At 51.4% G+C, this 26,240-nt stretch carries 18 protein-coding genes; 13 read left to right on the top strand and 5 right to left on the bottom strand.

Features of this window, described 5'->3' with window-relative positions:
• Window positions 1-187 precede the first annotated feature (187 nt).
• Both I5L79_RS10620 and I5L79_RS10615 read left to right on the top strand, forming a co-directional pair.
• Window positions 188-484 carry a hypothetical protein gene (locus I5L79_RS10620; protein WP_196955024.1) on the top strand — a complete coding sequence of 99 codons (297 nt, stop codon included), beginning with the start codon at window positions 188-190 and terminating at the stop codon, window positions 482-484.
• Between the two features lie 30 nt (window positions 485-514).
• Window positions 515-703 (top strand): hypothetical protein, encoded by a 189-nt coding sequence (locus I5L79_RS10615; protein ID WP_196955023.1) that lies wholly within the window; start codon window positions 515-517, stop codon window positions 701-703.
• Between the two features lie 459 nt (window positions 704-1,162).
• Here the strand turns inward: I5L79_RS10615 and I5L79_RS10610 are convergent, their stop codons facing one another.
• Complete coding sequence (locus I5L79_RS10610) at window positions 1,163-1,504, bottom strand: hypothetical protein (RefSeq protein WP_196955022.1); 342 nt, start codon at window positions 1,502-1,504, stop codon at window positions 1,163-1,165.
• 228 nt (window positions 1,505-1,732) lie between these two features.
• Between I5L79_RS10610 and I5L79_RS10605 the strand changes: the two genes are divergently transcribed.
• The 11 genes from I5L79_RS10605 to I5L79_RS10555 all read left to right on the top strand — a co-directional run bounded on the left by I5L79_RS10605 (window position 1,733) and on the right by I5L79_RS10555 (window position 19,919).
• A complete protein-coding gene (locus tag I5L79_RS10605) occupies window positions 1,733-3,490 on the top strand; it encodes a DUF262 domain-containing protein (RefSeq protein ID WP_196955021.1) in 1,758 nt (585 codons plus the stop codon).
• Window positions 3,477-5,822: a DUF262 domain-containing protein gene (locus I5L79_RS10600; RefSeq protein ID WP_196955020.1), complete on the top strand. Its 2,346-nt coding sequence runs from the start codon at window positions 3,477-3,479 to the stop codon at window positions 5,820-5,822. Before I5L79_RS10605 ends, I5L79_RS10600 begins: the two co-directional genes overlap by 14 nt.
• 274 nt (window positions 5,823-6,096) lie before the next feature.
• On the top strand, window positions 6,097-9,495 hold the full coding sequence (locus I5L79_RS10595) for a helicase-related protein (RefSeq protein ID WP_196955019.1): 3,399 nt from the start codon (window positions 6,097-6,099) through the stop codon (window positions 9,493-9,495).
• 12 nt (window positions 9,496-9,507) lie between these two features.
• Entirely contained in the window at window positions 9,508-10,779 is a 1,272-nt protein-coding gene (locus I5L79_RS10590) for an AAA family ATPase (RefSeq protein WP_196955018.1), read from the top strand.
• A gap of 3 nt (window positions 10,780-10,782) precedes the next feature.
• A complete protein-coding gene (locus I5L79_RS10585; RefSeq protein ID WP_196955017.1) occupies window positions 10,783-11,445 on the top strand; it encodes a DUF4276 family protein in 663 nt (220 codons plus the stop codon).
• 176 nt (window positions 11,446-11,621) lie between these two features.
• Window positions 11,622-15,296 carry an Eco57I restriction-modification methylase domain-containing protein gene (locus I5L79_RS23655; RefSeq protein ID WP_196955016.1) on the top strand — a complete coding sequence of 1,225 codons (3,675 nt, stop codon included), beginning with the start codon at window positions 11,622-11,624 and terminating at the stop codon, window positions 15,294-15,296.
• A gap of 134 nt (window positions 15,297-15,430) precedes the next feature.
• On the top strand, window positions 15,431-16,102 hold the full coding sequence (locus I5L79_RS10575; RefSeq protein WP_196955015.1) for a hypothetical protein: 672 nt from the start codon (window positions 15,431-15,433) through the stop codon (window positions 16,100-16,102).
• A gap of 18 nt (window positions 16,103-16,120) precedes the next feature.
• A complete protein-coding gene (locus I5L79_RS10570) occupies window positions 16,121-16,762 on the top strand; it encodes a hypothetical protein (RefSeq protein ID WP_196955014.1) in 642 nt (213 codons plus the stop codon).
• A gap of 19 nt (window positions 16,763-16,781) precedes the next feature.
• Window positions 16,782-17,381, top strand: a complete 600-nt coding sequence (locus tag I5L79_RS10565; RefSeq protein WP_196955013.1) for a hypothetical protein — start codon at window positions 16,782-16,784, stop codon at window positions 17,379-17,381.
• A gap of 55 nt (window positions 17,382-17,436) precedes the next feature.
• Window positions 17,437-17,925, top strand: coding sequence for a GNAT family N-acetyltransferase (locus tag I5L79_RS10560; RefSeq protein WP_196955012.1), 489 nt, complete (start codon window positions 17,437-17,439; stop codon window positions 17,923-17,925).
• A 41-nt stretch (window positions 17,926-17,966) separates the two neighbouring features.
• Window positions 17,967-19,919 (top strand): DUF262 domain-containing protein, encoded by a 1,953-nt coding sequence (locus tag I5L79_RS10555; protein WP_196955011.1) that lies wholly within the window; start codon window positions 17,967-17,969, stop codon window positions 19,917-19,919.
• A gap of 129 nt (window positions 19,920-20,048) precedes the next feature.
• On the opposite strand, the gene I5L79_RS10550 is transcribed toward I5L79_RS10555, so the two are convergent.
• The 4 genes from I5L79_RS10550 to I5L79_RS10535 form a co-directional block, all read right to left on the bottom strand.
• Window positions 20,049-20,456, bottom strand: a complete 408-nt coding sequence (locus I5L79_RS10550; protein WP_196955010.1) for a hypothetical protein — start codon at window positions 20,454-20,456, stop codon at window positions 20,049-20,051.
• A 9-nt stretch (window positions 20,457-20,465) separates the two neighbouring features.
• On the bottom strand, window positions 20,466-20,885 hold the full coding sequence (locus I5L79_RS10545; RefSeq protein ID WP_196955009.1) for a hypothetical protein: 420 nt from the start codon (window positions 20,883-20,885) through the stop codon (window positions 20,466-20,468).
• Between the two features lie 74 nt (window positions 20,886-20,959).
• A complete protein-coding gene (locus I5L79_RS10540) occupies window positions 20,960-21,787 on the bottom strand; it encodes a hypothetical protein (RefSeq protein ID WP_196955008.1) in 828 nt (275 codons plus the stop codon).
• An 18-nt stretch (window positions 21,788-21,805) separates the two neighbouring features.
• Window positions 21,806-26,197 carry a DEAD/DEAH box helicase gene (locus tag I5L79_RS10535; protein WP_196955007.1) on the bottom strand — a complete coding sequence of 1,464 codons (4,392 nt, stop codon included), beginning with the start codon at window positions 26,195-26,197 and terminating at the stop codon, window positions 21,806-21,808.
• Between the last annotated feature and the right edge of the window lie 43 nt (window positions 26,198-26,240).

Raw genomic sequence — 26,240 nt, 5'->3', positions numbered from 1 at the left:
TGGCGAGAGGCAGTGCCGGTCAATATTGCAGCAATCTGCTGCAACATCAACTGGCTGGGGTGCTGGTCAATTTTGCAACAGGCTGTTGCAAGATTCCAAGGGCATTCCGCACTGGGTATTTGTGCAACAGGCTGCTGCACAATTGGCAGAGGGAGCAATGATTTTCACCTTTTAAACACATGAATCTATGGACCAGAAACTGACAGTTCTTGACCGGGTAACGCTGCCCACGCCCCGGTTTTTTCGGAAGGTGCGCACGATTGGGGCGGCGTTGGCGGCGGTAGGTGGGGTATTGGCTACAGCCCCGGTGGCGTTGCCGGCGGCCGTGGTGGCGCTGGGCGGCTACCTGGTGCTGGCCGGCTCGGTGGCCGCGGCGGTGTCGTCGGTGGCGGTGGACCCGGACACGGTGCCGGTGCGGGCCGATGGGCGCACGGCGGCTGAAGTGCGCGACATTGTGGAGCGCGGGGACGCGGCTTCGCTCTAGGCTTCTCTCCTACTCTCTTACTTCGACTTTATGGCAACCAACCCTCCTACCGGCGACAATGCCCGCAAAGGGGCCGTGCGTAGACGGTCTCAGACTTTTAACCCTGTGACCAAGCAGTTTGTGAAGCGCGACGCGGAAACGGGGCGTTTTCTGGATGTGAAGGAAGACGGTAAGCCGTTCAAGGGGGTGCGGAAGGAACGGAAGCCGCGACCTTCGTAGCAAATGCTGGTAATAAGAACGGCCACCTGTTTGGTGGCCGTTCTTATATTGAGGCTGCGGTCCCGGATAGTGTGTGCGGGCTGCAAGGGCAGGTAACTCGGTTACTGGCTAACCTCACATCTATTGCACTGGAAGCCTGGCTTTGCGGCCGGGCTTTCTTTTTGCGGCTCATTGCTTGGGCTACGAAAGCCTTTCGGTCAGAATCAAGTCAGCAGCGGAATACTCATTGTGAGCCAATATATCTACGGTGGCTAGGATGAGCACAATGGCAGTTGGCCAGATGATACGCTGCCCAATCAAATGCCTGTCAAGAGAGAGTATGGTTTCAAAAACAGGCTACAGCTTCGCTGAATAGCTATTTATAGCCAGTATAAGGGTTGTTTGTCAAATGCCCGTCAAATGCCCATCAAATAGGTTTCAGCAGGTGTGAGCTTGTGGGCTATTCCTATGCAGGGCTTGCTAGCGGCGTGTTCCCTGCTTACCGTCTTCAACTAACAGTTGAAGCATGCGGCTTTTCAGAGTAGGAAGCCCCTGAGTGAGCCAGAAGTCAGCTGAAACGTGGCCACCACTCATCCCCCCACCCTGGTAGCGGGGCACGTAGGACCGGTGGCCGGCGACTGGCTCCTCTCCTACCAGATTGTGGTACAGGAAAGCAAGCAATTGGTCGATGGTAGCGGGAGAAGTCGGTAGTTGGAGTGTGGCGCAGACATGCTCTAGCTCCTGCCAAAGAGCAGGGTCGCCCCGTAGGCCCCACTGGTCGGGGATGGGATGAAAGATAAACTGCAGCTGTGTCGGATTCATCAGCGGGCGGGGTTATGGTAGAACTTCAAGTAGCCTGATTTGCTTGGTGAAACCACCTCGCTCCTGCCAACGCTGCTGCTGTACTGCCTGCACCTCATCAGCAGTGATATTGTACGCTTCCCCGTTTGATAAGCCACCACTATCTCCTCTAAAAGTATTTTAGTGGAATTACCAGCTATTCAGCCATTATTGTGCTCTGGTATATCACTCTACTATTCTCAGCAGTCCTTGATCAATCCAAACAATTCTATTGCCGCCCCCTCTATTGCGGCGTTGGGGGGTGAACATTTTATGATTCCGGCTTATCAACGGGGTTACCGGTGGACTCAGCAGCAAGTGAAAGAGCTGCTGAATGATCTGGCCGATTTTAAGGAGCGGGCAGCTTCGGACCTCCGCTACTGTCTGCAGCCGATTATCGTGCGTGGGGCCCAGGGATACCGTGAGGTTATTGACGGTCAGCAACGACTAACGACTATTCATATTCTGTTGAGCTATCTACAGCGTGGCATGCCTGAGCCTGAGTTGTTTTCTCTACGCTACGAAACCAGACCCCAAAGCGTGGAATTTCTGGCCACGCTGGCCGAGCAAACAAAGCAAAGCAGCCGGAAGAACATTGACTTTCATTTCATGTACTCAGCCTACGAGGCAATTCAGGACTGGTTTGTGCATGAGGCACCAGTGAGGTGTATTGAGGAAGACGAGTTAAAAAGTCTACTACTCACTCGCTGCTTCGTCATTTGGTATCAACTTGACGAAAGTCAGGCCGCACATGATGTATTCATGCGTATCAACTCCGGCAAGATTCCGCTGACCAATGCGGAACTTGTGAAGGCACTATTCCTGAAAAGCCGTGCCGACGAGGATACCGAGCAGAGGCAGGATTTTACCTTGCGGCAGCTGGAAATTGCCAGCGAATGGGACCAGATGGAGTCGGCGCTGCAGCAGGAGGAATTTTGGTATTTCCTAAACCGGACTGCCCCGGACCAGGCGACGCGGATAGAGTTTATCCTGCGGAATCTGACCGAAAAAGAAGCAGACAGTCAAGATCCCTTTGCTACCTTCCATTACTTCAGCAAGCTGCCGGAGATGACTACCGTGGAGGGCGTACTGAGTCAATGGCAGCAGATTCGGCGCCGGTTTGAGGTGTTTGCGCATTGGTTTGACGACCGGCAGCTTTACCATCTGGTAGGGTATCTGTTAGCTATCGGGGTATCCTTAGGTGAAGTACTACAGCTGGCTCACAATTGCACTCAGTCGACGTTTCGCAGCCAGTTGAGAAAACGGATTCAAAAGGAGCTGCCGGCAATAGAAGCTATTCCGGCGCTGAGCTTCGACTCACCCCCAGATAAAGAAAGAATCTACCGAGTGCTTTTATTATTTAACGTGCTGCATTATGGCAAGCACAGCAGTCAGCGCTTTCCTTTCCACCGCTTCAAGCAGAGAACCACTTGGAGTCTGGAGCATATCCATGCTCAGAATTCGAAGTTGCCCCATAGTAGTACAGAGCTGAAGAAATGGCTAAAGGAACTACATAAACGCGTCGCCGAAGCAGATATGACAGACGTGCCGGAAAGCATACCAGCGGGCGGCACAATGACTGAAACCACCAGCCAATTACTCGACGCGTTGGACGTGGCCGGACAGCAGGAAGAGTTGACGCAAGAACAGTTTCTCGCTCTACAGGAGGAGGTGTTTGACTTGTTTGGTCCGTCCGATTCGCATAGTATCGCCAATCTGGCTCTGCTTTCTATGCGGGACAACGCCTCACTTAACAATGGATTGTTTGAGGCGAAAAGGGAGATGATTTTAAAGCGGGAGCAGCAAGGCTCTTTTGTCCCACTGGCGACCCGCAACGTATTTCTAAAGTATTATTCCTTTCCTCCGCGCCATCTGAGTTCGTGGACCAAGGCAGACCGGAGCGATTACGTTGAGGCTATACAGGATAAACTACGCAACTTTTTTGTCGCTGATAATGACAATTTCTAATATCGATAACGTGCCAATTAGCTTCTGGCAACTGATAAAAGACAGGCGAATTCGGATACCGCTGCTACAGCGTGACTATGCTCAAGGGAGAGCAGATAGCCAAGCAAGCTTGGTGCGAAAGCTATTTTTGAATGCTCTATATGAGGCCCTGACGGGAGCGAATAAGGCCCCGCTACGGCTTGATTTCGTGTACGGACAGGTGGAGAGCATCACGCTTCTCCCCCTGGATGGGCAGCAGCGCCTGACGACCTTGTTTCTACTGCACTGGTATGCGGCGGCCAAAGCCGGGGCATTACAAGGGGCCAGTGAACGGCTGCGTAAGTTCAGCTACCAGACCCGCCGCAGCTCCCGGGATTTTTGTCTGGGTCTGGTTGGGTATCAACCGAATTTTAAGGATATCACCAATGGGAGGGTATTCCGAGCACATCTACAGGATGCTGCTTGGTTTCAGCCGATCTGGAAGCGGGACCCGACCGTGGAGGCCATGCTGGTGATGCTAGCCGCTATTCATGACAAATTCCAGGATATTCCTGACCTATTTACGCGCCTGACAAGCGATGCGGTGCCGGTCGGCTTCCATTTCCTAAACCTAACGGACGTGGGGCTTACTGATGACCTGTACCTGAAGATGAACTCCCGGGGTAAACCCCTTACGCCATTTGAGAAGTGGAAGGCTGCATTTGACCAACTGTTGATCCAGCACCATAAAGTGCACGGAGAATTCTCGCAAAAAATGGACAATAAATGGCTGGATTTCTTTTGGCAGCAATACGATGAGGAGCCCGACAAGCTGGACCAGGCAATTGAGGAGTTTATTGATTTCTGTACCCGGATGCTGGGCGCCCGGCAACAGGTGGGAAAGCAAAAGAGCAAGGAGGCCTCAGTGGATTCTTTTGACTGGTACCGTGAGGTATATGCAGACGAGGCAAACGTGCGGGAGCTAGAACAGATGCTGGACCAGCTAAGTAGCCTACCCGGGCACAAGGCCGCAGACTATTTTGGTGAGCTCTTTACCACGCAACAGGAGCCGGGTAAGGTGCAGTTGTTCGGCAACGGTAAGGTAAATCTGTTGGCGGGGCTGGGGGAGCCGGGGTACAAAATGAAATTACTGCTGTACGCGCTACTGCAGTATGGTAAGCGGGTACGCCCGATTACTGTTATAGATTATGCCCTGCTGGACTATGTACGAGTAGTGCGCAATTATTTGGAAGGACGCCGTCGGCGCCAGTGGTGGGAAACTGGTTTTGTCTCTGTTTTAGATGCGGATAACTTATCAGCTACTCTGGCCGACCTGGATGCTTTGATGCCGGTGGCAACCGGGAATATTTACGAGCATTTAGCTACGGATTTGCAGCCACAAATAGATGGTGCGTGGTATCGTTTGGAGCAAGAGAAAGCGCGGTTGTTCGCAAGTAGGCCCGAGCTTAAAGAGTGGGTACATCAACTGGAAGATCTAGCTGTATTCCGGGGGCAGCTATTAGGCTTTCAGCCAGCCATCCCACCTACGGATACACAGGGATTAGCTGCATTGGCTGATAAGCTACCAGAGTTGGCCAGGTCAGCAGTAGCCATATGGGGGGATGCGAGTAACAGTCATTTGACAATCAGGGCACTACTGACTGAAGACGACTATTCATTCGATATTGGGAGTGGTAGGTGGTTTTTTGGTTTGGCGTCTGACCTATACCCTATGCTAACCGATGACAGCCAGAGAAAAGGGCTTCTACTCCATTTCTTGCAGCGATTTGCGGACACACCAGGCGCTGACGCGTCCGATAGGCTGCAACTGATGATTGATCGGTGGCTGGAATCGGCTACGCCACAAACTGAAAGCTGGCGGTATTACTTCGTGCGCTACCCGACAATGACGAGCGGTCATAACTTAGTATTGTACCATTGGGCGGAGGACCGAGCTTACGAGATACGACACTTGTCGAGGTCTTCTTTAAAAGGCTTTCACATCAATCCGTATGTGCGTACGGTTATCAGTCTGCTCAATAATTCAGCTCGTTGTACTAATGAAGACTCACGTGCCCATGATCGGGAGTGGAGCCCCCTGTGGTTGTATAAGGTACCTACAAGCAACGGCGGAACAGTAGACCTCTCTCTTTACTGTGAACAGCCGGGCTGGCGACTGGATCTTGACACTAAAGTTCAACTACGGCTGGCTCCAGCGTTAATGGATGAATTTGCATTGACCAAAATCGAAGACCTGCAACAGTACTGGTTGCCAGATTGTGCAGGATCTGACCGTGTTGAAACTGCAGTTCAGTTTATAAACAAGCTATACCAACACCCGCTTATAGTAGGTGATAGTCATTCGTTCGGATAGTACATGCTGTCAAATTATTAGATACTGGATGCCCCTATGCAGTGCGTTGACCACGGCTCTACAGCGCTGCTTGCTATGTTGAAAGAATGGCGCTAAGACACTTTTACATTGGTAAGGCCGTGATTTATTCTCTACCTTGATTGCCTTTCTACATTCTGCTGCTACTGCTCCAAGATTGAAGCAGCACGCACAGATCTTTTGCCTTTACTAGATTTCAGTAACCTGTCCAGTCGACACGGCGACACGGTTACTTCTGCATCAGCTGCTTGTCTCAATGCTCTTAGACAACAAAACCAAAGTAGACTCTAACCCAGTTACTGTATACGAATTCATTACGCGTTACCTCTGTCGGGCTGGTACCCTGGATGTGGTAACAGGCTACTTCTCAGTAGCAGCCTTGGCTCGCGTGTATGATGATCTGAATACTCACATTTCAGCTTGCCGGCTTATCATTGGCGACACGGCTCAAATAGAGCGGGAGTCGGATAAGATAATTGACTTACTCACAGACAACCTTGGTATCGAGCAAGCACTGCGGTTGAATAAGCTAGTGCCCAAGGCAGTAGCTTTGCTTGAACAGGAAAAGGTAGCCGTCAAGACCTTACGGCCCAACTTCTGCCATGCTAAATCCTATCTGTACGATTGTCATACCAACGACGCGCAGCACCATTTCTACGTCATGGGCTCTTCCAACCTGACGGAAGCTGGTCTGGGCATTAAGGCCACGAGTAACATTGAGCTGAACACAGCCAGCTTTGGGGGACAATCTGACTACAAAGAGCTGAAAAACTGGTTTGGGGAGCTTTGGAAAAAGCCGGAAGCCCGCTCGGCTATTAAGCTAGAAGACGGAACCACTAAAGATTTCAAGCAGCATCTCATCGACCTGATGCAGGACTTGAGCCGCAAGTACACTCCTCAGGAAGTGTATGAGAAAGTGCTGTACGAGTTGTTTAGAGGAGAACTGGAGGCTTTCACAGAAAGCCCGGAGCTGAGCCGCGACATCAGTCACCTACGCGAATCAGAGGTTTTTAAGATTCTCCTCCCCTTTCAGAAGGCGGGTGTGCTGAGCCTGATTCGAATGCTGCAGCAATATAATGGTGCCATTCTGGCGGATGCAGTGGGTTTGGGTAAGACCTGGCAGGCGCTGGCGGTGATTAAGTTTTTTGAGATGCAGGGGGCCGAAGTGATTGTGCTATGCCCCAAGAAACTGGAGAACAACTGGCAGCGGTACCTATATCGGCGCAACTCCCGGTTTGAAAGTGACCGACTGGATTATGTAGTACGGTTCCACACTGACTTACAAGGTGACCTGCTGGAGAAGAAGGCCGACAAAATCAAGTTGGACTACTTCCAGAGTGACCGGCCTAAGCTGCTGGTAATTGATGAAAGCCACAATCTGCGCAACGACAAAAGCAGCCGCTACAAGTTTCTGGTGAAGCAGTTGCTAGAGGCAAACCGTAACATCAAGGTTTTGCTATTGTCGGCTACTCCGATTAATACGGCGCTGACGGACGTACGTAACCAGTTTAAGCTACTGGCAGGGGGGCGTAATGACGGCTTCGCTGAATCGTTGCGCGTGCCTAATCTGCAGTATGTGTTTGCCAAGGCGCAGGAGCAGTTTAAGTTGTGGCAGGAACGGCCCGACCCTGGTAAGCGCGTGAGCGAGTTTGTGAAGGAACTTCCTGAGCACTTCTTCGAACTGACCGATGCCCTGATTGTGGCCCGGACGCGTAAGCAGATTAAGGGGCGGGATAACGGCCTGCACTTCCCGACGAAGGAAAAGCCGGTAAACCTGTATGTGGGATTGGACCGAATTGGTGGGCTGGAGGGTTTCGATACCATCTTCCGGGCCTTCCGGGTGAACATGACAGCTTACCGGCCGTCGGAATACACGGAGCAGAAGACTGCAGGCAGCATTCTGGAAGATGAGCGGCAGCGCGACAAGTTTTTGGTGCGCATGATGGCGATTTTGCTGGTGAAACGCCTGGAGTCGTGCTGGTACTCGTTTGGCTTGACGGTTAACCGAATTCTGACGCACCACGAGGGTGCACTAGCCAAAATAGTGGCTTTTGAGAAGCAGGAACGTAGTGAGGGCCGCCTAAACCTGAGCGACGAGGAAGAACAGGTGCTGGCCGAGGCTCTAGATGAGCTGGACGCGGACGACTATGCCGGGGCTGATTTTGCTTTGGGCAAGAAACGCCCGGTGGCATTGAACACGCTTACCAACCTGCCGGCTTTTGTGAAGCATCTGCGCATGGACGTGACTAAGCTACGGGCACTGGCTGGCCACGTGCAGCAGATGACGGATACCGTAGCAGCGGAGGACGGCCCGACCAGCGTCGATACCAAGCTACAGCGGCTGATGAAGGAAATAAAGGCCAAGCGGGCAAAACGCCCGAATCAGAAAATCATCATTTTCACGGCCTTTCGCGACACGGCGCAATATCTATTTGACGAGCTGGGCAAGCGGGGCTTTTTGCGAATGGCCATGGTGAGCGGGCAGGAAAGCAAGACCGATGATGGCTACCTGGGCAAAGACTTTGAGCCGATTCTGGAGCGGTTTGCACCTTTTACCAAGCTCTATAACGAGCGGGACTGGCAGGCGTTTTACGTAAAAAACGGGCTACCAGTAACCCACAAGCCCACATACCAGGAATGGCAACTGCTCATGCGGGCCCACGATGCGAAGGTGACCAAGCAATTGGACCAGCCGATTGACTTGCTTATCACGACGGACTGCCTTAGTGAAGGCCAGAACCTGCAGGACGGGGACTGCGTGATGAACTACGACATCCACTGGAACCCGGTGCGCCTGATTCAGCGGTTTGGTCGGGTAGACCGCCTGGGCTCGCCCAATGCCTCGGTGATAGGCTATAATTTCTGGCCGGCCGCGAGCTACGACGAATACCTTAATCTGAAGGATAGGGTGGAGAATCGAATGGCATTACTGTCGCTAGTGGGAGCTGAGTATGAGGACGCTTTGAATCCTGAATTTGAGGCCAAGATGACGGGCATGGACAAGACGCCGCTGGCAAGCCAGCAAGCCGATCGTATGATGCGCCAAATGCAAACCACTTGGGACGATATTGAGGAAAACGGGCAAACGCTAGGTTTGGACGACTTCTCGCTGGAGCCCTTCCGGCAGGAGTTGTTTGACTTGCTGCGCCGCTCGGAAGATAAGTACCGCCGGATGCCCAACGGAATCTATACCGGCTTCAAGGCACGGCCCGAGTTGCTGCCCGATGCGGGCAAGCTACCAGCTGGAGTAATTGCGCTGCTAGGCTACCCGCGACGGCCTTCCGGCGCGGGGCCCGAGTTCCGATATGAAGAAAGGCATCTGGCCTACGCCGCGCCGGGGGCAGCTACTCGCTTTGTAAATCATAAGGATATCCTGTCGCTGCTGAGCCTGCACCAGAAGGAGCCGCGGATGGTACCGGCGGCCATTGAGCAAGGCCAGGAAGCCGAACTGCAACGCCTGGCCAACCTGCTGGACGACTGGCTTGCACAACGCGGGGGGCGACAGGTGTTGTCGGCACTGGATAGCTTGTTCACTTTCGGTACAACTGGACAAGGTTCCAGTGCTAGTCTGGCCCCAACGGCTGAGCAGAAAATGCTGGAAGATAAGTTTCAAAAAGACCAATTCGACCTTATCTGCTGGTTTGCTATCAGCTAATACGTCACGACTATGCCTGCAAAAAACAGAGTAGCTATACCTCATATCACTCATCTGAGAGTGAAGAACTACCGGGCTCTTCGTGATCTAGAATTAAAAGACATCACACCATTGACTGTCTTTCTAGGCCCAAATGGCAGCGGTAAATCTACCGTATTTGACGTGTTTGCCTTTTTATCGGAATGCTTTGATAGTGGCCTGCGTAAAGCTTGGGACAAACGCAACCGCATGAAGGAGTTGCGGACTCGTGGGGGTACTGGACCGATAGAGATTGAAATCAAGTACCATGAGGGAGCTGCTAACTCGCCGGTCATTACCTACCACCTCTCGATTGATGAGACGGAGCGTGGGCCAATCGTTGCCGAAGAATGGTTGAAGTGGAGACGTGGTAGCGGGGGAAAACCATTCAAATTTCTTGACTTTAAGAAAGGTACCGGTCAGGTTATTAGCGGTGACTCCCCTGACATCGAAGCTGTCAGAATAGATGAAAGCTTAGCTGGCCCTGATATACTGGCTGTAAATGCTCTAGGACAACTTAACAAACATCCAAGGGTAGTTGCTCTACGCAAGTTTATTACAGGATGGTACCTGTCGTATTTATCGGTGTCTAATGCTCAACGCACGACGGAATCCGGACCTCAGGAACGGCTGTCCAGTACAGGGGACAATCTGCCTAATGTTATTCAACACCTAAAAGAGCTATATCCTGAACGGTTAGAAGAAATAGTTCGGGCACTTGCTAAACGGGTACCCAGACTCGAATCAGTGCAGGCAAAGCCGATGGACGATGGCCGTTTGCTGCTTACCATCCGTGATGCTCCATTTGAGGAACCTATACTTGCCAAATTTGCATCAGACGGCACGTTGAAGATGTTGGCTTACCTCACGTTGCTTTATGACCCGCAGCCACCGCAACTCATTGCCATTGAGGAACCAGAGAATCAGCTTCATCCAATGCTGATTCAGGAATTTGCGGAGGAGTGCTTGCTAGCAAGCACTAAATCACAGATACTTATTTCCACACATTCGCCCTTCTTACTTAATGCAATGGCGCCAGAGCAAGTGTGGATATTTTACCGTGATGTGCAGGGTTACAGCCAAGCTATTAGGGCTGATAAGCTGGCCGGCGTCAATGAATTTGTGCAGTCACATGCATTATTGGGTGACCTGTGGATGGAAGGACGATTTGGTATTGGTGACCCGCGCCAACCCAATAAAACGCCCCGTCTACGGCCGGAGCTTGAGTCTGATATAGGTCACGAATCCACTCGCAAGACGCGGTAGTTTATGCATGTCGAATTTTTTGTAGAGGAATTTTCCGCAAAGCTGGCACTCGATGCCTTTTTGCACCATTTACTTCCACCGCCGCATAGTTTCGAGGTTTTCAATATGAACTCCAAGGAGCAGTTATTCATCAAGCTTCCACAGCGGTTGCAAGGCTATGCTACCATGATAAATACAGGCGGGTACAACGACCTACGTGTAGTTGTACTGGTAGACCGAGATGATGATGATTGTCGGGACTTGAAGCAACAGCTTGATGCCATAGCAGCGGGAAACAATCTGGTTACTAAAACCGAAGCTGAGCGGTTAGCGGGAGCACCAGCGCCCTTTCAAGTATTAAATCGAGTGGTTTGTGAGGAGCTGGAGTCTTGGTTTTTTGGTGACCCAGAGGCTGTAACAAAAGCTTTTGAAAGAGTCGGCGACAGTCATTTTCGTAAAACGGATCTTCGCGCACCCGATGCTATAGTTGGTGGTACAGCGCAGGCCCTACTCCGCACCTTCAATAAAGCCGGCTACTTTAAAGAGTATGCAAATCCTAAACACAAATTAGGAAACCGCTGGAAGGCTGATGCCGCTAAAGCTATTGGTGAGCATCTGCACCCAGACCGCAACGAATCGCCTAGTTTTCGTGCACTTGTTGAAGGGATTCGCTCTCTTATTGCCTAATTACATTTTCTATGAAGCTTTCTTACTTTCTTGATACTACCCTTTCTCTTTTTGAGGCCGGGAAGCAGTTTTTCGAAAATGAACTGGACTTAGGGCTTAATGCCCTAACAGCGCAGCCAGTACCGCCACGCACATTTCTGAAGGGTTATACAGACAGTACTCCGGCACTAAGCAAAGTGCGTGAAGCATACTTTCTAGGTAATCTGACGGACCAGGTGTTGCGGGAGAACGTAGCCCGCCGCCGTGGCGAAGCTGACCTGAGCCAACGGGTACGCTACGAGGACCTTCGGAACCCCACCGACACTCAGAAATACGCAGGTCTACTGGTATTTGCGCTAGAGCTGACGGCCACCCCTACCCGAACGGAAGTGGCAGAACTGACTCGGGCTTTTAACCGGGCGAGCTATCATCTGCCAGTGCTATTGCTGCTGCGCTACCCGGCATTGCTGGCGCCGCATACCACCCGGCTGGCCCTGGCAGCCTCAGAGCGCGGACCGTACATGCAGACGTGGCGGGCGGGCGAAAAAGTGGGTAAAATATCTATTCTGTATGATATTAACCCCGCCCCAGAACAGTTGCACGCAGGCCATGAACGGCTGCTGGAAAGACTGAAGGTGCCCGGCGACATTCAGACACTCGAAGCACTGAGTAACTATTGGAATGCAGTGCTCAATGTGCAGCTGCTGAACAAAGACTTTTACCGTGAGCTTAGCAACTGGTATTTCTGGGCTATACGCCAGGTGAAAACCCCGGCCTACGACGGCGACCAGGGCGATGATGTGCGTAATGCAACGGCCATGATACGCCTTATTACCCGGCTTATCTTTACCTGGTTTTTGAAGGAAAAGCATCTGGTGCCCGATGGCTTATTTGAGCAGGACTATGTGTATGGCAAGTTGCTGAAGCCGGCAACAGAAGACCCACACGGCAGCACCTACTACAAGGCGGTTTTACAAAACCTGTTTTTTGCGACGCTCAACACCGAGATGCGCGACCAGGATGGGCAGCCAAACCGAGTGTTTCGGCCTAGCAAGCGCAATGAGCGCAACCAAAATGCGGCCTATGGCGAGGCTGGCTTCCTACGCTACGAGGCATTGTTTACAACCAGTGGCAAGGCGTTGGCCTTGGAGTTATTTAACCATATTCCGTTTTTAAACGGGGGGCTGTTTGAATGTCTTGACCCGACGCCGAAAGCAAAAGAAACACGGCAGCTAATTGACTGCTTTTCAGATGCCAATCAAGACAAGATGAGCGTTCCGGACGAGCTGTTTTTTGGCTCGGAGCGTGTGATGAACCTTGCAGGGGAGTATGGTGATATGGCACGTAAGCGAGAGAAGGTGCGCGGCCTGCTGCGCATTCTAAAAGGCTACACCTTCACCATTACGGAAAATACACCACTGGAAGAAGAAGTGGCGCTGGACCCGGAGCTGTTGGGCAAAGTGTTTGAGAACCTGCTGGCGGCTTATAACCCGGAAACCCAGACCACAGCTCGCAAGCAGACGGGCTCGTTTTATACGCCCCGCGAAGTGGTGGAGTACATGGTGGACGAAAGTCTGCTGGCTTACCTGCGCCCCTATCTGCCTACCGGGACGTTGCCAGCGCCCACGCTGGTTCAAACCGTAGACCAGCCCAACCAGAACCTGTTTGGCCAAACCATTCCGCAGCAGGCCACACTAAACCTGACACCGCCGGCCGGGCCGGCACCCGTAGCCCCCGATGCCGAAGCGGCCTTGCGCAGCTTATTGGCTAACCCCGACCTGCTCAACCCCTTCGACGATGCCACTACCGGGGTCCTGATTCAGGCGCTCGACCAGCTCAAGCTCCTCGACCCGGCCTGCGGCTCGGGGGCCTTTCCGATGGGTGCCTTGCAACGGCTCTCGTACCTGCTGGCCCGCCTCGACCCGAGCAACGACCGGTGGAAGCAACAGCAGATTGAACGCGCCTTGGCACCCATCCGGGACGACCTACGCAAGCTGGGTACGCTAAGCGATGCTCAAATCCGCACGAAGGCGGAAGAGATGGCTAAGCAGCGCATTAAGGAGATTGAGGAGACCTTCAGCGATGCCTACCAACTGGACTACGCGCGCAAGCTCTACTTCATTGAAAATTGTCTTTACGGGGTTGATTTGCAACCTATAGCTGTGCAAATCACCAAGCTGCGCTGCTTTATTGCTTTGCTGGTAGAACAGAAAGGGACCGGCAACCATGCCCGACAGGCCAAAAACAACCTTGGGATTTTGCCGCTACCAAATCTGGAAACCAAATTCGTGGCTGCCAATACGCTGCTGCAACTGGAAGCGGCAGGCGGGCAGCAGTCGGCGGTGACGGAACGGGCCCAAGAACTGCAGGCGGAGCTGCGCCGAGTACGCCACGACTACTTTACCGTGCGGAGCCGCAAGAAAAAGCTGGAACTCAAAGCTCAGGACGAAACCATTCGGGAAAGCCTGCGCCGGGAGCTGCAGTTTAGTCTGAACGGCCCCGATGCGCAACGCCTAGCCACCTGGAACCCCTACGACCTGCGCGAAAGCGCGGCCTTCTTTAGCCCGGCCTGGATGCTGGGCGTGGATACGGGCTTCGATGTGGTGATTGGCAACCCGCCCTACGTGCGGCAGGAGAAGTTTACGGGGATGAAACCGGCCCTGCAAAAGCACTACCCCGGTACCTACACCGGCACGGCCGACCTGTATGTATACTTCTACGACCGCTCCTTGCAGGCCCTGCGGCCAGGGGGCATTCTGTGCTTTATTACTTCCAATAAGTTTTACCGGGCGGGATACGGCAACAAACTGCGGGCGATGCTGACTAATTCCACCACGTTGCTAAGCCTGATTGATTTTGGCGACGCGCCGGTGTTTGACGCCATTGCCTACCCCACCATTTTGCTCACGCAAAAAGCAAAACCCACGGCCAACCATACTGCCAGGACATTGGTGTGGGAACCAGGGCCTTCTATTGAGCAATTCCCGACCCTATTTGCTGAAAAGTCATTTCCCCTGCCCCAGCAGACACTGACAGCTGACGGCTGGCAATTTGAAGAAGCTACGACCCGCAATCTGCTAACGAAGATGCGGAATGCGGGTAAGCCATTAACTGATTATGTTAAAGGCCGGTTTTACCGTGGTATTCTAACAGGTCTAAATGACGCATTTGTTGTGGATGCGGCCACGCGTCGGGAGCTAATTAAAGCAGATAAACGCTCTGCTGAGCTATTGAAGCCCTATTTGCGAGGGCGTGATGTGAAGCGTTGGCGGGTGAATGACACAGGCTTGTGGTTAATTTTTACTCGCCGAGGAACCGATATTGATAAATACCCGGCCATCAAGCAGCATCTGGCTCAATACCAGCATCAGCTTACGCCGGGTATATCGGGGGGGCGTAAACCAGGAAGCTATAAGTGGTTTGACATTCAAGATAATGTGGCCTATTGGCAGGAATTTGAGCAACCTAAAATCATTATTCCTGCTATTACGAAAGGAGCTTCCTATGCTCTTGACACGACTGGATTTTACACAAATGATAAAACCAGTATTTGCGTAGCCGACAAGCCCATGTACTTGCTGGGCCTGCTAAATTCCCGCTTATTGGAATGGCAGATTGAACAGACGGCTGCCACTAAACAAGGTGGTTTTCTGGAGTTCAAACCCATGTATGTAACGCAACTGCCAATTGTGAAGGCGCCTCAGAAGGAGGAGCAGGAAATTGAGCGGCTGGTTGCCAAAATACTCGCGGCCAAAGCGGCTAATTCTGAGGCTGACACTTTGCAGATGGAGCAGCAGATCGATGAGATTGTATTCGATTTGTATGGGCTGACGGAAGAGGAAAAGGTACTGGTGCAAGGGGCCGAAGCATGAGTAAGCAACGTGCGAAGAAGGTAAAGTTGATAATTGAGCCTTGGCCTCGGGTTTCGCCTGCAGACGAGGTATCGTTAGCTTGCATAGTTGCGCCTTACGTGCGTTGGCTCAGCCCACAATTGGTGCGTCAGCTAGTGCACGACAATCGTCTGCACTACAGTGCCTGGAGGCAATTGCTGCGCCGAAAGGCCATCTATTCCCATTTGTACCTTTGGCCGAATTCCGCCTGCGCTTATCCGGGCTTCCGTCGGAAAGTAGGCAAGCATGAAAAAGCCGGCACGGCCGGTGCCCACAGTTTATTACTGGATAAGAGCGGTAATCAAATGGGCCATAAGCCCTGGGAATTGCTTGCCACAACGGCCAGTGACTTTAAAAAACTGCGCAAGCAGTACGAATTGGTGCATTTGTTTCCGCACAAATCTGCCGAATGGAAAAAGCTGTTGCCACAATTGCCAGATGAAGTACGAAACTCTATTCCACTAGCATGGCAGCGTAGATTGAAGGCGCATGGATTGCCAGGGTTATTCAGTAATCCTGCTAATACTTGTTTTCTGCCTAGTGCGCTAGTGCGCCCCACTGACGGGCAAAGCATGTTACGGCAAGTGCTTTGGAAACAGGCGTTACGCTTGTACGGCAGTAGTAGCCTATTGCCGCAGCCAATAGCTAATGCGTTTAAGTTGTGGTTGCGTGACCAGCCTGACCCATCAGATTTGCAGTGGAGCACAGCCTATCATGGTGAACACAGTGCTTTACAGAAGCTGCTAGTTGACCGTAGTGAACGGTTAGCAGCCTTCCAAAAGCAATAATATTTTAAAACACAGTTAATGCCTCCTAAACATACCCACTCCCTCCAGTACCACAACGGCCACTTCTACAATCCTGAAACCAAAGAGCGTTTGGTGTTAAGCGACGGGGCCGCAATTGAGCTAACTGCCCACCCCGCTGATTTCCTGCCCTTTGAGCCTGCAGGCGATGCTTACAACCCGCAGCGGGTGCGTACCGAGGAGGACATGCGCAAGCTGCTCACTAATGACCCCAAAGTCGATAAGTTCTATAGGTTACTGGAAGCCGGTAGCGAGTTGCGCTTTGCCCTGCATCCGCCCAAGCCACCGGTACCGGGGGCCAAAGTAGCTGAATACACGTTTCGGGTGCGGCTGGATGAGCCTCTGTTCGTGTACATAAGCGCCAACGCAGGTAAAGAAGCTGACACGGCTAAGCTCGTAGATAGCGCCTGCCGGGTGATACGCGCAGAACGCACCAATCAATTCTTTGACAGTGCGCCTGACCGTCTGCGCTACTTTGAACCAGTATTTGCCCATTCGCTCAACAGCCTCATCAAAAACACCTACGTGCACTACTTCCAGAATGCGGGGGCACCGGGGCGGAGTGCTTTTGAGGTCATGCTGGTAGGCAATACTACGGAAACACTAAAACAGCTGCGCAAGCGGGTATTATCACAGCGTTAGCAAGCAAACCAACAATCTGATGCCCGCACCTCTTTTCTTTCAGGCAGCTGATTTGCTGGCCTTTCAGCGCCGCCTGCAAACCAATCCGCACTATGATGCCACCAACCCTGCTGACAAGCAGTATGCTGAGCAACTCAAGGCAGGAATCTTTGAGAAGACGGCATATTGGGGACAGCAGGTAGAGCGCCGGCTGTCACGAGGGCGCTATGAATACGTGATGCGCCGGACCTGGACGCAAGGCACGCATTTTCGGAAGTACTCGTGGGCACGTTTTTTCCTGTTGGGGACGCCAGATAAAGCCTTTTACTTCACGCTCGGCGTTGACTCAGGCGAAACCGACGATGCGCGGCGCCTGGCTGCAGAAGGGTTAGCACCGGCCGGACCGGCGCTGATCGTGAAGCTGGATGGTCATTTTGCCAGCGACGGCACCCTCACAAATGCGCAGTATGCAGAGGGTGAAGCTGTGCGCCAAACACTGCCCCTGGCAGCGCGCTGGTGGCGTATCGGGCCGGAGCAGTCGAATGACTACGACTGGGAGCAACTGGTTGCTGAAACAGTAGCTTTTATGCAACAACATGAAGCTGACTTGCGCCGCATTATGGAGGCTACGCGCCGATAACTGTAGCTGCTGATCATGTTAAACTAACTCCATAACTGCTTATCAGATATAGTACATGAGTGATGAATTAATTCTGTCCATCATCGACCGGTCAAATGGAACGGCCAACAGTGCTATAGTACTTCGCTCTCAGGAAGCTATTGCTCCTGATGTAGTATTTGCAGAGGTAGAAGTTAGGCAGTTACTCACCTCTTATTCTGGCACGGCAGAATATACGTCTTCGGACGATTTTTATCTAATTCGCTATGCCGGTAAATATGTGGCAGCGATTCAGGATGCCGGAGCTGGTGATCTACACTGGGTAGTAGCACCCGACTTTCGAGGAAAGGGAATACTAGCGGCTGCTCTGCAAAAGGCCGTGCTGCCTCATCTTTTCTTGAACCGTGATTGGCAGCAAGTAACTGTCAGCAGAGGTGTAGCTGGAGACTTTTTTGAAGATTCCAAGCGTGTGGCCCAGAAGGCGGGCTTTTTGGAGGTCAGCTCCACGCCATACGAATCTATTTACAAAATCAGGAAGCCAGGAATACAGTCACAGGCTGGCTAACCGCCTTTTTTCATTCGCTTTTTACAATCAAAGTTCAGTTTATGAATCCGCAAAAGGTTACCGCTCAACAGCTATTCACCATGCAGTGCCGCTATCTGGTGCCGTTATATCAACGTCAGTACGTCTGGAACGAAAATGACCAGCTGAAGCCCTTGTGGGAGGATGTTTTGTCAAAAACACTGGAGTTAATGCGGCCGAATATTGGCCGGCAGCCCCGCAAGCACTTCATGGGGGCGGTGGTGCTCCGGGGCCTAGTTGCGAGTGGATTAGAATATCAGACGTACGAGGTAATTGATGGTCAACAGCGGCTAACGACCTTGCAACTGCTGCTTCTGGCATTACGAGACTATGCTACCAGTAAGTCGTTGCAGACTGTGACTACTATACTGAATGGTATGACGGAAAACCCACCTCTTGGTGGCCGGGAGTACGAGCGGTGGAAAGTGGTGCCCACCACACGTGACAGGGCGGACTACGACGCGGTATGGGAATCGAAGTCGCCGGCCAAATTGCTGGAGGTGCGGCCCAGAGTTATGCTTGTCAAGAGTAAGCGGGCTGCGCCGCGACCACACCTCATTGGAGCCTATGAATATTTCTCACGGGCCATCAAAGGCTTTGCCGAAACCAATGAGCAGTTGGAGGATGATACATCGCCAACACCTGACTTAATGGAGATTACCCGGCGGGTAGAGCTGCTGGTGCGGGCCATCACCATGCAATTGGAACTGGTGCGTATTGATCTGGACCAGGATGATGATCCGCAGGTCATTTTTGAAACACTGAATGCCCGAGGGGCTCGACTATTACCGGGTGACTTAGTGCGGAATTTTCTGTTCCTGGAAGCAACGCGTCAGTTCCAAACGCAGGCCGAAGTAGAGAAGCTTTACAAAACCTACTGGCTGCAGTATGATGATACGGAGTCGGCGGGCTTCTGGAAAGCGGAGGTTCGGCAGGGCCGCTTCAGTACGCAGCGCTTTGAGTTGTTCCTATTCCATTTTCTAACAAGCCAGCTGCGGCGGCCGGACGAGGACATTCAACTGGGCTATCTGTATCAGGCTTTTGGCGACTGGTGGAAACGGGAAACTACCGGCAATGTGGAGCAGGTGTTGCAGACATTGCTCAAATACAGCGTCTTCTATCGTCGTTTGGTTGAGCCCACCACCAAAACAGATCGAGTGGCCTTATTTGGTCGGCGGTTGCGTACGATGGACCTTAGCACGATATATCCCCTACTACTCTTTTTGTTTGTGGAACGAGAAGAGCAAACTAAAGCAGAGGCTGACGGCATTGTAAGTGACCTAGAGTCGTATTTGGTGCGCCGGGTAGTGTGTGGGTTGCCTGCTCAGGCTCTTAACCGTGTATTCTTGAAGATGGCAACCGAATTGCGCCAACTGACAATAGTCGGACGTGATGAAGTCAGAAATTATTTATTGAGTCTAAGTGGGCCGACAGCAGAATGGCCTACTGATTCACTATTTCGCCACCGGTGGCTTACTACCGCAGCATATAACTCACTGAGTAAGCCGCGTATTCGTATGGTCTTGGAAGCAGTAGAGTGGCAGCAGTATACCAAGTTTCAGGAAAGCGCCCGACCTACTTTAGATAGTGCGACTATTGAACATATACTGCCTCAGAGTCCCACAGATAATGAGTGGCCGTTAGATGTAGCGCAAGACGCAGATGATGAGAGTCGGGAATTGGCACAGCAACTACGGTATGATCTAACTCATACATTCGGCAACCTTACGCTTGTCACGTCGCCACTTAACTCTTCACTGAGCAATAGTGCCTTTAGCATAAAGGAGCAGGAACTATCGAGTCAGAGCACGCTAATGCTCAACCGCTATTTCAAGCTATATAATATCAAAGAATGGAACACGGAGGCTATTACGGTACGAGGTGAGAGACTATTTGAAATTGCCACAGACATATGGCCGCGACCTGTGGTATTAGCAATAAGTAGTGAGGAAATCACCGATGTAATAGAGTCATAGAAATCAGGTATAGTAAGCCTTGCCAACTGCTTGATTAGGCTTTAAACTTTCAATTGGCCGCATAGATAAGAAAGCCCAACTACGTGTAGTTGGGCTTTCTTATCTATGCGGCCAATTGAAAGTTTAAATCTACTGGTAGAATTCAACCAGCAAATTAGGATCGTGAATAGTAAAAGTGACTTTTGCTAGACGTCCATTCTGATAAAATAGCGAGGAAAGATCTGGGTTGAATTTCTCGATTCTACCAGAAACATTCATGATATCCTTACTCCAGAGAATTCGGTTGTTAATTGTTGAAATTTCACCAAAAGAAAAATCTTTTTTAATAACTTCATTCACGTTTCTGTCATGGATGCTCACGTGCAATTGATTGTCAATAACCTTTGCATGAATCGTATTAGTTGATGGGCCACTCATTACACATGCACCTTCATGCCACACCTCAAACCTGGTGTAAGGAAAGGTGAACGGTCTTCTTGCTATTGAGCCAAGTGACTCGTCGATATTAGTCGGAAAATTATCCCAGTTCTCAGTCATGCTGCCGTATTATTTAAGGTACTCAATATCAACTCCCCGATCGTGCATATGTAGGATACACTTGTCGACTACCCCATCCGTTAGGTGAATCGTCAGGCCATAGCTGGCAAAAGGTACGCCAGTAGCGTCTGACCCATAGCCTCTAAGAATCACTTTATTGTTTTCCTGCTGAACGGCTTTCATCTGCTTGGGAGCCATCATAATATTATTTTGCCATAACGGATGGTTGCCATCCGAGCTGAAGGCAGTTACTGTATAACCTGCACCACCATTTACGTTAGGCTCCACCTTAATCACTCGCCCCGCCCCACCATGAGGGCCTGATACATGTCGCCCGCCTTCGTAGCGGAGATGATCTGACGATTTGAATACAAAGTTTAATGGCGTTTCCTTTTGGGAAGCGGAAGAAAAAATGTCAAAAATTCCCATTCAAATAAGTATTTAATACGATGCCTACTCTTGTTCGCTTTTCGGCTTCCGCGTTTTGTATGCCTGTTTGAATTTTATTTAAAAAGCATTATTGCAATTGCAATTGCAACACCGGCAATGGTTGCAATTTGGATGAATAAAGTCGTTTTGCTTGATGATCGAATTTCACCAGTCAAATTTCCAGTGCGCTGTTCGAACATATCAGCAAGTGACTGTATTCTATTCAGCATGTGGCTTTGACCTTCACTTATGCTTTTCAAAATATTGATCTGTTGACTTTCAATAGATTCCAGTCGATCAGAAAATTTAGCGGCGTTCATGGAGTCACGAAAGGCCGTGAGGCTGGCAGAGATAACCTGAAGTCGGTCAGTAATAGCAGTTAACCCATCGAGCTGCTTGCCTACAGAGGAAGTGAAGTCTTGCTTGACCTTTTGTAGCTGGTCCATTTGAGAGCCAAATTGGTCGTTCAGCTTACTGGCAGACTCACTGATTGTCTTGCGGAGCAAATCGGTCTGAGCACCTACACCTTGTTCGTGCTGCGCACGAATAGTGGAGAGAATGCGGGGCTGTTCTTCTACTACCGATTGCAAGGCCTTAACAGTGGATTCAGCACCATCTCGCAGGCTGGCAAGTTCCTTATGAAGTAACTCTTCTGCCTTCGTAGCCTGCTGCTGAGCAGCGGTTCGTAAAGTGGCAGATTGGGCCTGTATGTTACTCGAGTGTTCAGCCTTGAGTTGTTCGAGTAGCTCTCGTTGTCGCTGATCAATAGCCTCAGCAGCTTCTATAACAGCGACGGCAGCAGCTTGGACTTGGTCAGTCACTTCCTGCGCCTTGCCGATTTCGGTGGTGAATGAATGCAAGCGCGCAAGCTCCTGCTTGATGATTTCGAATGAAGGCTGCATAGCAGATAAGGGAAAGGCTTAGGCTAGAACTACCGACGTGGGACGGTTGTCAAAACGGTGGTTGAACTCCTGAAGCCAACGAGTGAGTAATTCCAACTCTAATTGAGCGGTGATGTGCGTGTTGATGTAGGCGGCGGCTCGAAGGTCGTAGCGGCCTGACTCGACTGCGAATTCGCGGGCAAATTCCAGCAAGGTCGTAGTGTTTAGATTATCCTGTTGCTGGAAGGCACGGAAACCAGCTAGCAGGTGGCCACGGGCTTCTTCTAAAACGCGGTCGGACTGACGGTCGTCAGGTTTTGTTAATTCCAGAAAGAGCGTGGTAAACCCACTAAGCAACAGCACTAGGCCGTTGGCACTGTAAGTACGGTCGTCGAGAAGGCGCCGGCAGGCGCCGCGCAGATGCTTGGCGTTGTCCTTCTCCTTTCCCAAGTTGTCTGGAGGATTTCGAAGGTAGTCTATATACCGCCAAAGAAGCATCTGGTTGAAGATTTTACCCTTATCTGTGTCTTTAGGCAAATGCTCGTTGCGGGCGTATTTGGAGTTGAAATAGAGGTCAAAATATTCACTCAAGTTCTCCCCATTGAGACCCATCTCGCAGGCATTAGCCATAGCGCTAATGGACTCTTGCCTTTTGGCCGCCGTTTCGGTGTATGTAAATTCAAGCAAGTCCGTTAAGCAGGCCTCCAATATGGGAACAGAGGTAGCGGCCTGTCTGACTGATTCAAGCCGAGCATCAACGCTGGGCTGGGTAGTGTACCGTAATAGATACTTACCGTAAGTCTCAAGCAGTTGATCCGTTTTTTGGCGCGGAGCAAAGTAGAGAGTCGTGGCGCGAGAACCATAATCGATGGTGTAGTCGCGTAGTACACCAAGCAGGCATAGGCGGTGCACTGCTTTGAATGTATCTTCCTCCTGCCGGATTTGCGGTAGAAGCTCTTTGATCAGCTCGCGCAAATCAGGAGGAATCCGTAGTGTGATACCATACGATTTGCTGTATTCTTTCTGCAGATTGGCTAGAAATTTTCCAGAGGTGTTGGCGAAAGCGGCAGCTTTACGAAGCAGAGTTACGGGCAATTCAATGTTAAACGTATTAGCTGCCTCGCTCATTTCACGGAGTGTACCGTTGGCAAAACCCAACGTCAGAGGCTCAGGGGCCCTACCGTACTTTACTTCTTCTAAGCGGGGCAGAATGCCTGGGGTGCTGGCGCTAGCGCTACGGCCACTAAGCGCTCGAACCAGAGCTGCCTGCGAGGTACGAGAATCATCAGGTAATTCTGTGAGCAAGTAATTGATCGTCCAGTTAACAACTGCCTGCGCTTGCAGAGAGGGAATGGATTCGTGTTTGTTTTTAAAATCCCCTCTAAGGTCCTGAGTGTTTGCAAAATGGATACGCCCGTACCCTATTCCGTGCTCTTGGTTTAGATAAAGATAGCTCGGAATGCTTTGCTTGGGAGGAGCATACAGGTTAGCCGTGACCGTGAGGTCAGGAAAGGCTGCCTCCAGCTCGTCATTGAGAGCTTCACACTGCTCTGCGGTAGGGAAGGTGATGCGCGTAAGCAGTTCGCGCATAATGCACTCTTCTTTGTGTTTGCCCTTAAAGGCATTGGCCAGGAAATTCTGCTGGATTTCGAAGTCTTCTTTATAATAGAGGACATAGTTAACGGCCGTGGCCCGGTCGCGGCCAGCGCGGCCAGCCTCTTGTACAAAGCTCTCAATGGAGCCCGGGTAGCACATATGGATGGTGTAGCGAACGTTGGGCTTATCGATGCCCATTCCAAAGGCCTTAGTGGCCACCAACAGGTTCAGCTTGTTAGCTTTAAACTCCGTTTGCATTCTATCCATGGCAGCAACCTCCCGCTGCTGGGTCTGCTCGGAGGCGTCGCCGTCGTCGGTGGTACCGCCCATGAAGTAGCCCGTTTTCAGGTGAGGCAATTTCTGTCCCGGCTCATTGAGTGAATACACCACATTGCGCACGCCTGAGGAAATTTTGGGGCTTTTGTGGGGGCAGAAAATCAAACCAGCATGCTCGTAACGGTCCAGATCGGGTAGATAAAATGTCTCCGTATCCAAATCAGGCACCTTGCGGACGGTCAACGCTTCTCCGTCTTCCGGCCTGATAGCAGGCAAACCGTTTAGTTCGATCAAATCCTGTGGGATTCTCGGAAGTAATTCAAGGATTGTCTGATGCTTTGCGGGCCCAGCAGCATCAAAAGCTAAGGGGTCGTCTACAGTAATAGGCAGGATGCGCACATGAAGCTCTTGGCGAGCTGAAACTTCCGTTCGAACTATAGCCTCGTCCTCATGTTCTAGTCCAAGCTCTCGCTGCACGTCGGCCAAGACATCAAATGAAGCAGTAGCAGTGAGTCCGTATAAAGGAATTGGAGTGGACTCACCTTCATAGGTAAGGCAGTGGAGACGGGCGTTGGCACCCAAACGCAGGTAAGGTGTGCGGAAATCATGCCCCCACTCTGATACGCAATGAGCTTCGTCGATGACGCAGTAGCTAAAGCCAACCCTGGGTTCGGCGCGGTGCATATTATGGAGCTTCTGACGAAACTCCGGAATAACCATGCGCTCCGGGGAAATGAAAAAGAACAGCAGCTCGCCACGGCCCAGACGGGCCAGACGTAATTCCCGCTGAACGCGGGAGCGAACTGAACCATTGACGAACGATGCGGCATCAATCCAGTTGTCGTGTAGGCCGTCGAATTGATCAAGCATGAGTGACTTAATCGGGTCGACAACCAAGGCCACTCCTGGTTGCAGCAAAGCTGCTATCTGGTAAGTGAGTGACTTGCCGCCACCGGTAGGTAAGAGACCAAGAACGCTCTTAGCCTGCAGGCCTCGGCTGATGATGGGTAACTGCCCTTTACGCAGGCCCATTTTGCGAAATATGTTGCGCACAAAGTATTTGAGAGCCGCCGCCCGTGGTCTTTCCTCAATTGGAAGAATATAGGATGACTCACTGTTTCCATCTCGCTCGACTATGGGAGAGTACTTGATAAGGGGCGCGGTGCGGAATCGACGAGCCTGCTGAGGAGCATGAGCAGTGCGAATTGTCAAGCAGGGTGTGCGGTCTAGAACAGGTGCTTGGGTGAAGCCGAGCCGTTGAAGAATAGACACATCCAGCAATAGATCATACTCGTCTCTGATTGTAGCTCCAAAAGCAATTTCTTGAACCGTGAAACCCAATTGACCAGGTATAATCAGGGGGGGGAACTCAGCAGCAGACTGTACGTGTAGCTCGATTTTAGGTAATTGCCGTTGCAGTCCCTGAAGGGTATAGAGTTGAGTCATTTGCTCTACAAGGGAGGCAACACCCAAGACTGCACACGGCAAGTCGCGTTCTATTACGACAATTCTCCAAGTCGGCTTGTGTGCTGACAGGATTCCGTTGAGCATACACTCAAGTAAAGTACGGTGGATGCGTGCTACACCAAGTGGGCCTAATGTGAGCCCCAACGCTGATTGCCCAGCGGATGTAGCAAGTAACGAGCGTTCAAAGTTGGTTCTTAGCTGCTGAAAATATTCGTGTTGTTGAATAGCCTCCTGCAGAGAAGCCAATGGTTTCTCGGGTTGCGAAAATTCAGTAGTGCGCAGACGAACTGGTTGCCAACCAGCGTCGCGGGTGGCTTTGTCGCGGGCTGAGTCTTTGCGCCGCTGGGTATCATCTTCCCAGTGTTGACTGCCATCGACCTCAAGCACGAACCCGCGGGTGAGAGGGCTAGTAGCTATGTTATTCCGCTGCCAAGGATATGGCAGCGGGAGGGTGAAATCGACTGACTGGTCGGTAAAGTCTTCAGGATTATTTTGCAGGAGCTTATGCAACTGCTCGGCGTCATCGGGAGCCCACTCAAGTAGATTGCGCAAACTTGTTTGAGCCTGTACTATCTGCATGAGGTAAGATCCATCAACAGCGGGCAAAATCTTGGTCAGAAAGCGGCGCTCATAGTCGCTACCGTGTGACTCCCAACTTTGAAGTTGATTGAGGAAATGTGCATCGGCTCCTAGACGCGGATCGATAGGATGCAAAGCTCGCCAGAGCCACTGAGCCCATAGATCGGGTTTAGCGGGAGGAACTAATGCGAAGGCCAGTACGCCCTTGCTCATTTGCTCTTTGCAGAAATGAGCGCCACCTGGCCAATAAGCCGACAAAATAGCTTTGGCAATAGAAACCGGCGCCCTGGTAGGCAGGCCCCGGCTAACTAGATTGGCGGCTACCGTCCATAGTGCCTCGTCATCATGCTCAATGCCAGGACCATCAAACCGGATAGAGGATTCGACCTCGAACCACGATAGATGATGAAGCATCGCACGGACCTGAGATGCCGGAATCGGATTGTGAAGCTGGGTATCGGATAGAAATCGGATAACCTCCTCAATGGCATAACCTGCCTGAAGCTGAGGCATAATGGATGTAAAAATTTATAAACTGAGACGCTAAAGAAATTGA

It is taken from the genome of Hymenobacter guriensis (genome assembly GCF_015773195.1).
Taxonomy (GTDB): domain Bacteria; phylum Bacteroidota; class Bacteroidia; order Cytophagales; family Hymenobacteraceae; genus Hymenobacter; species Hymenobacter guriensis.
The sequence above is the reverse complement of the archived record's forward strand: the minus strand, read 5'-3'. Positions and strand labels throughout refer to the sequence as shown.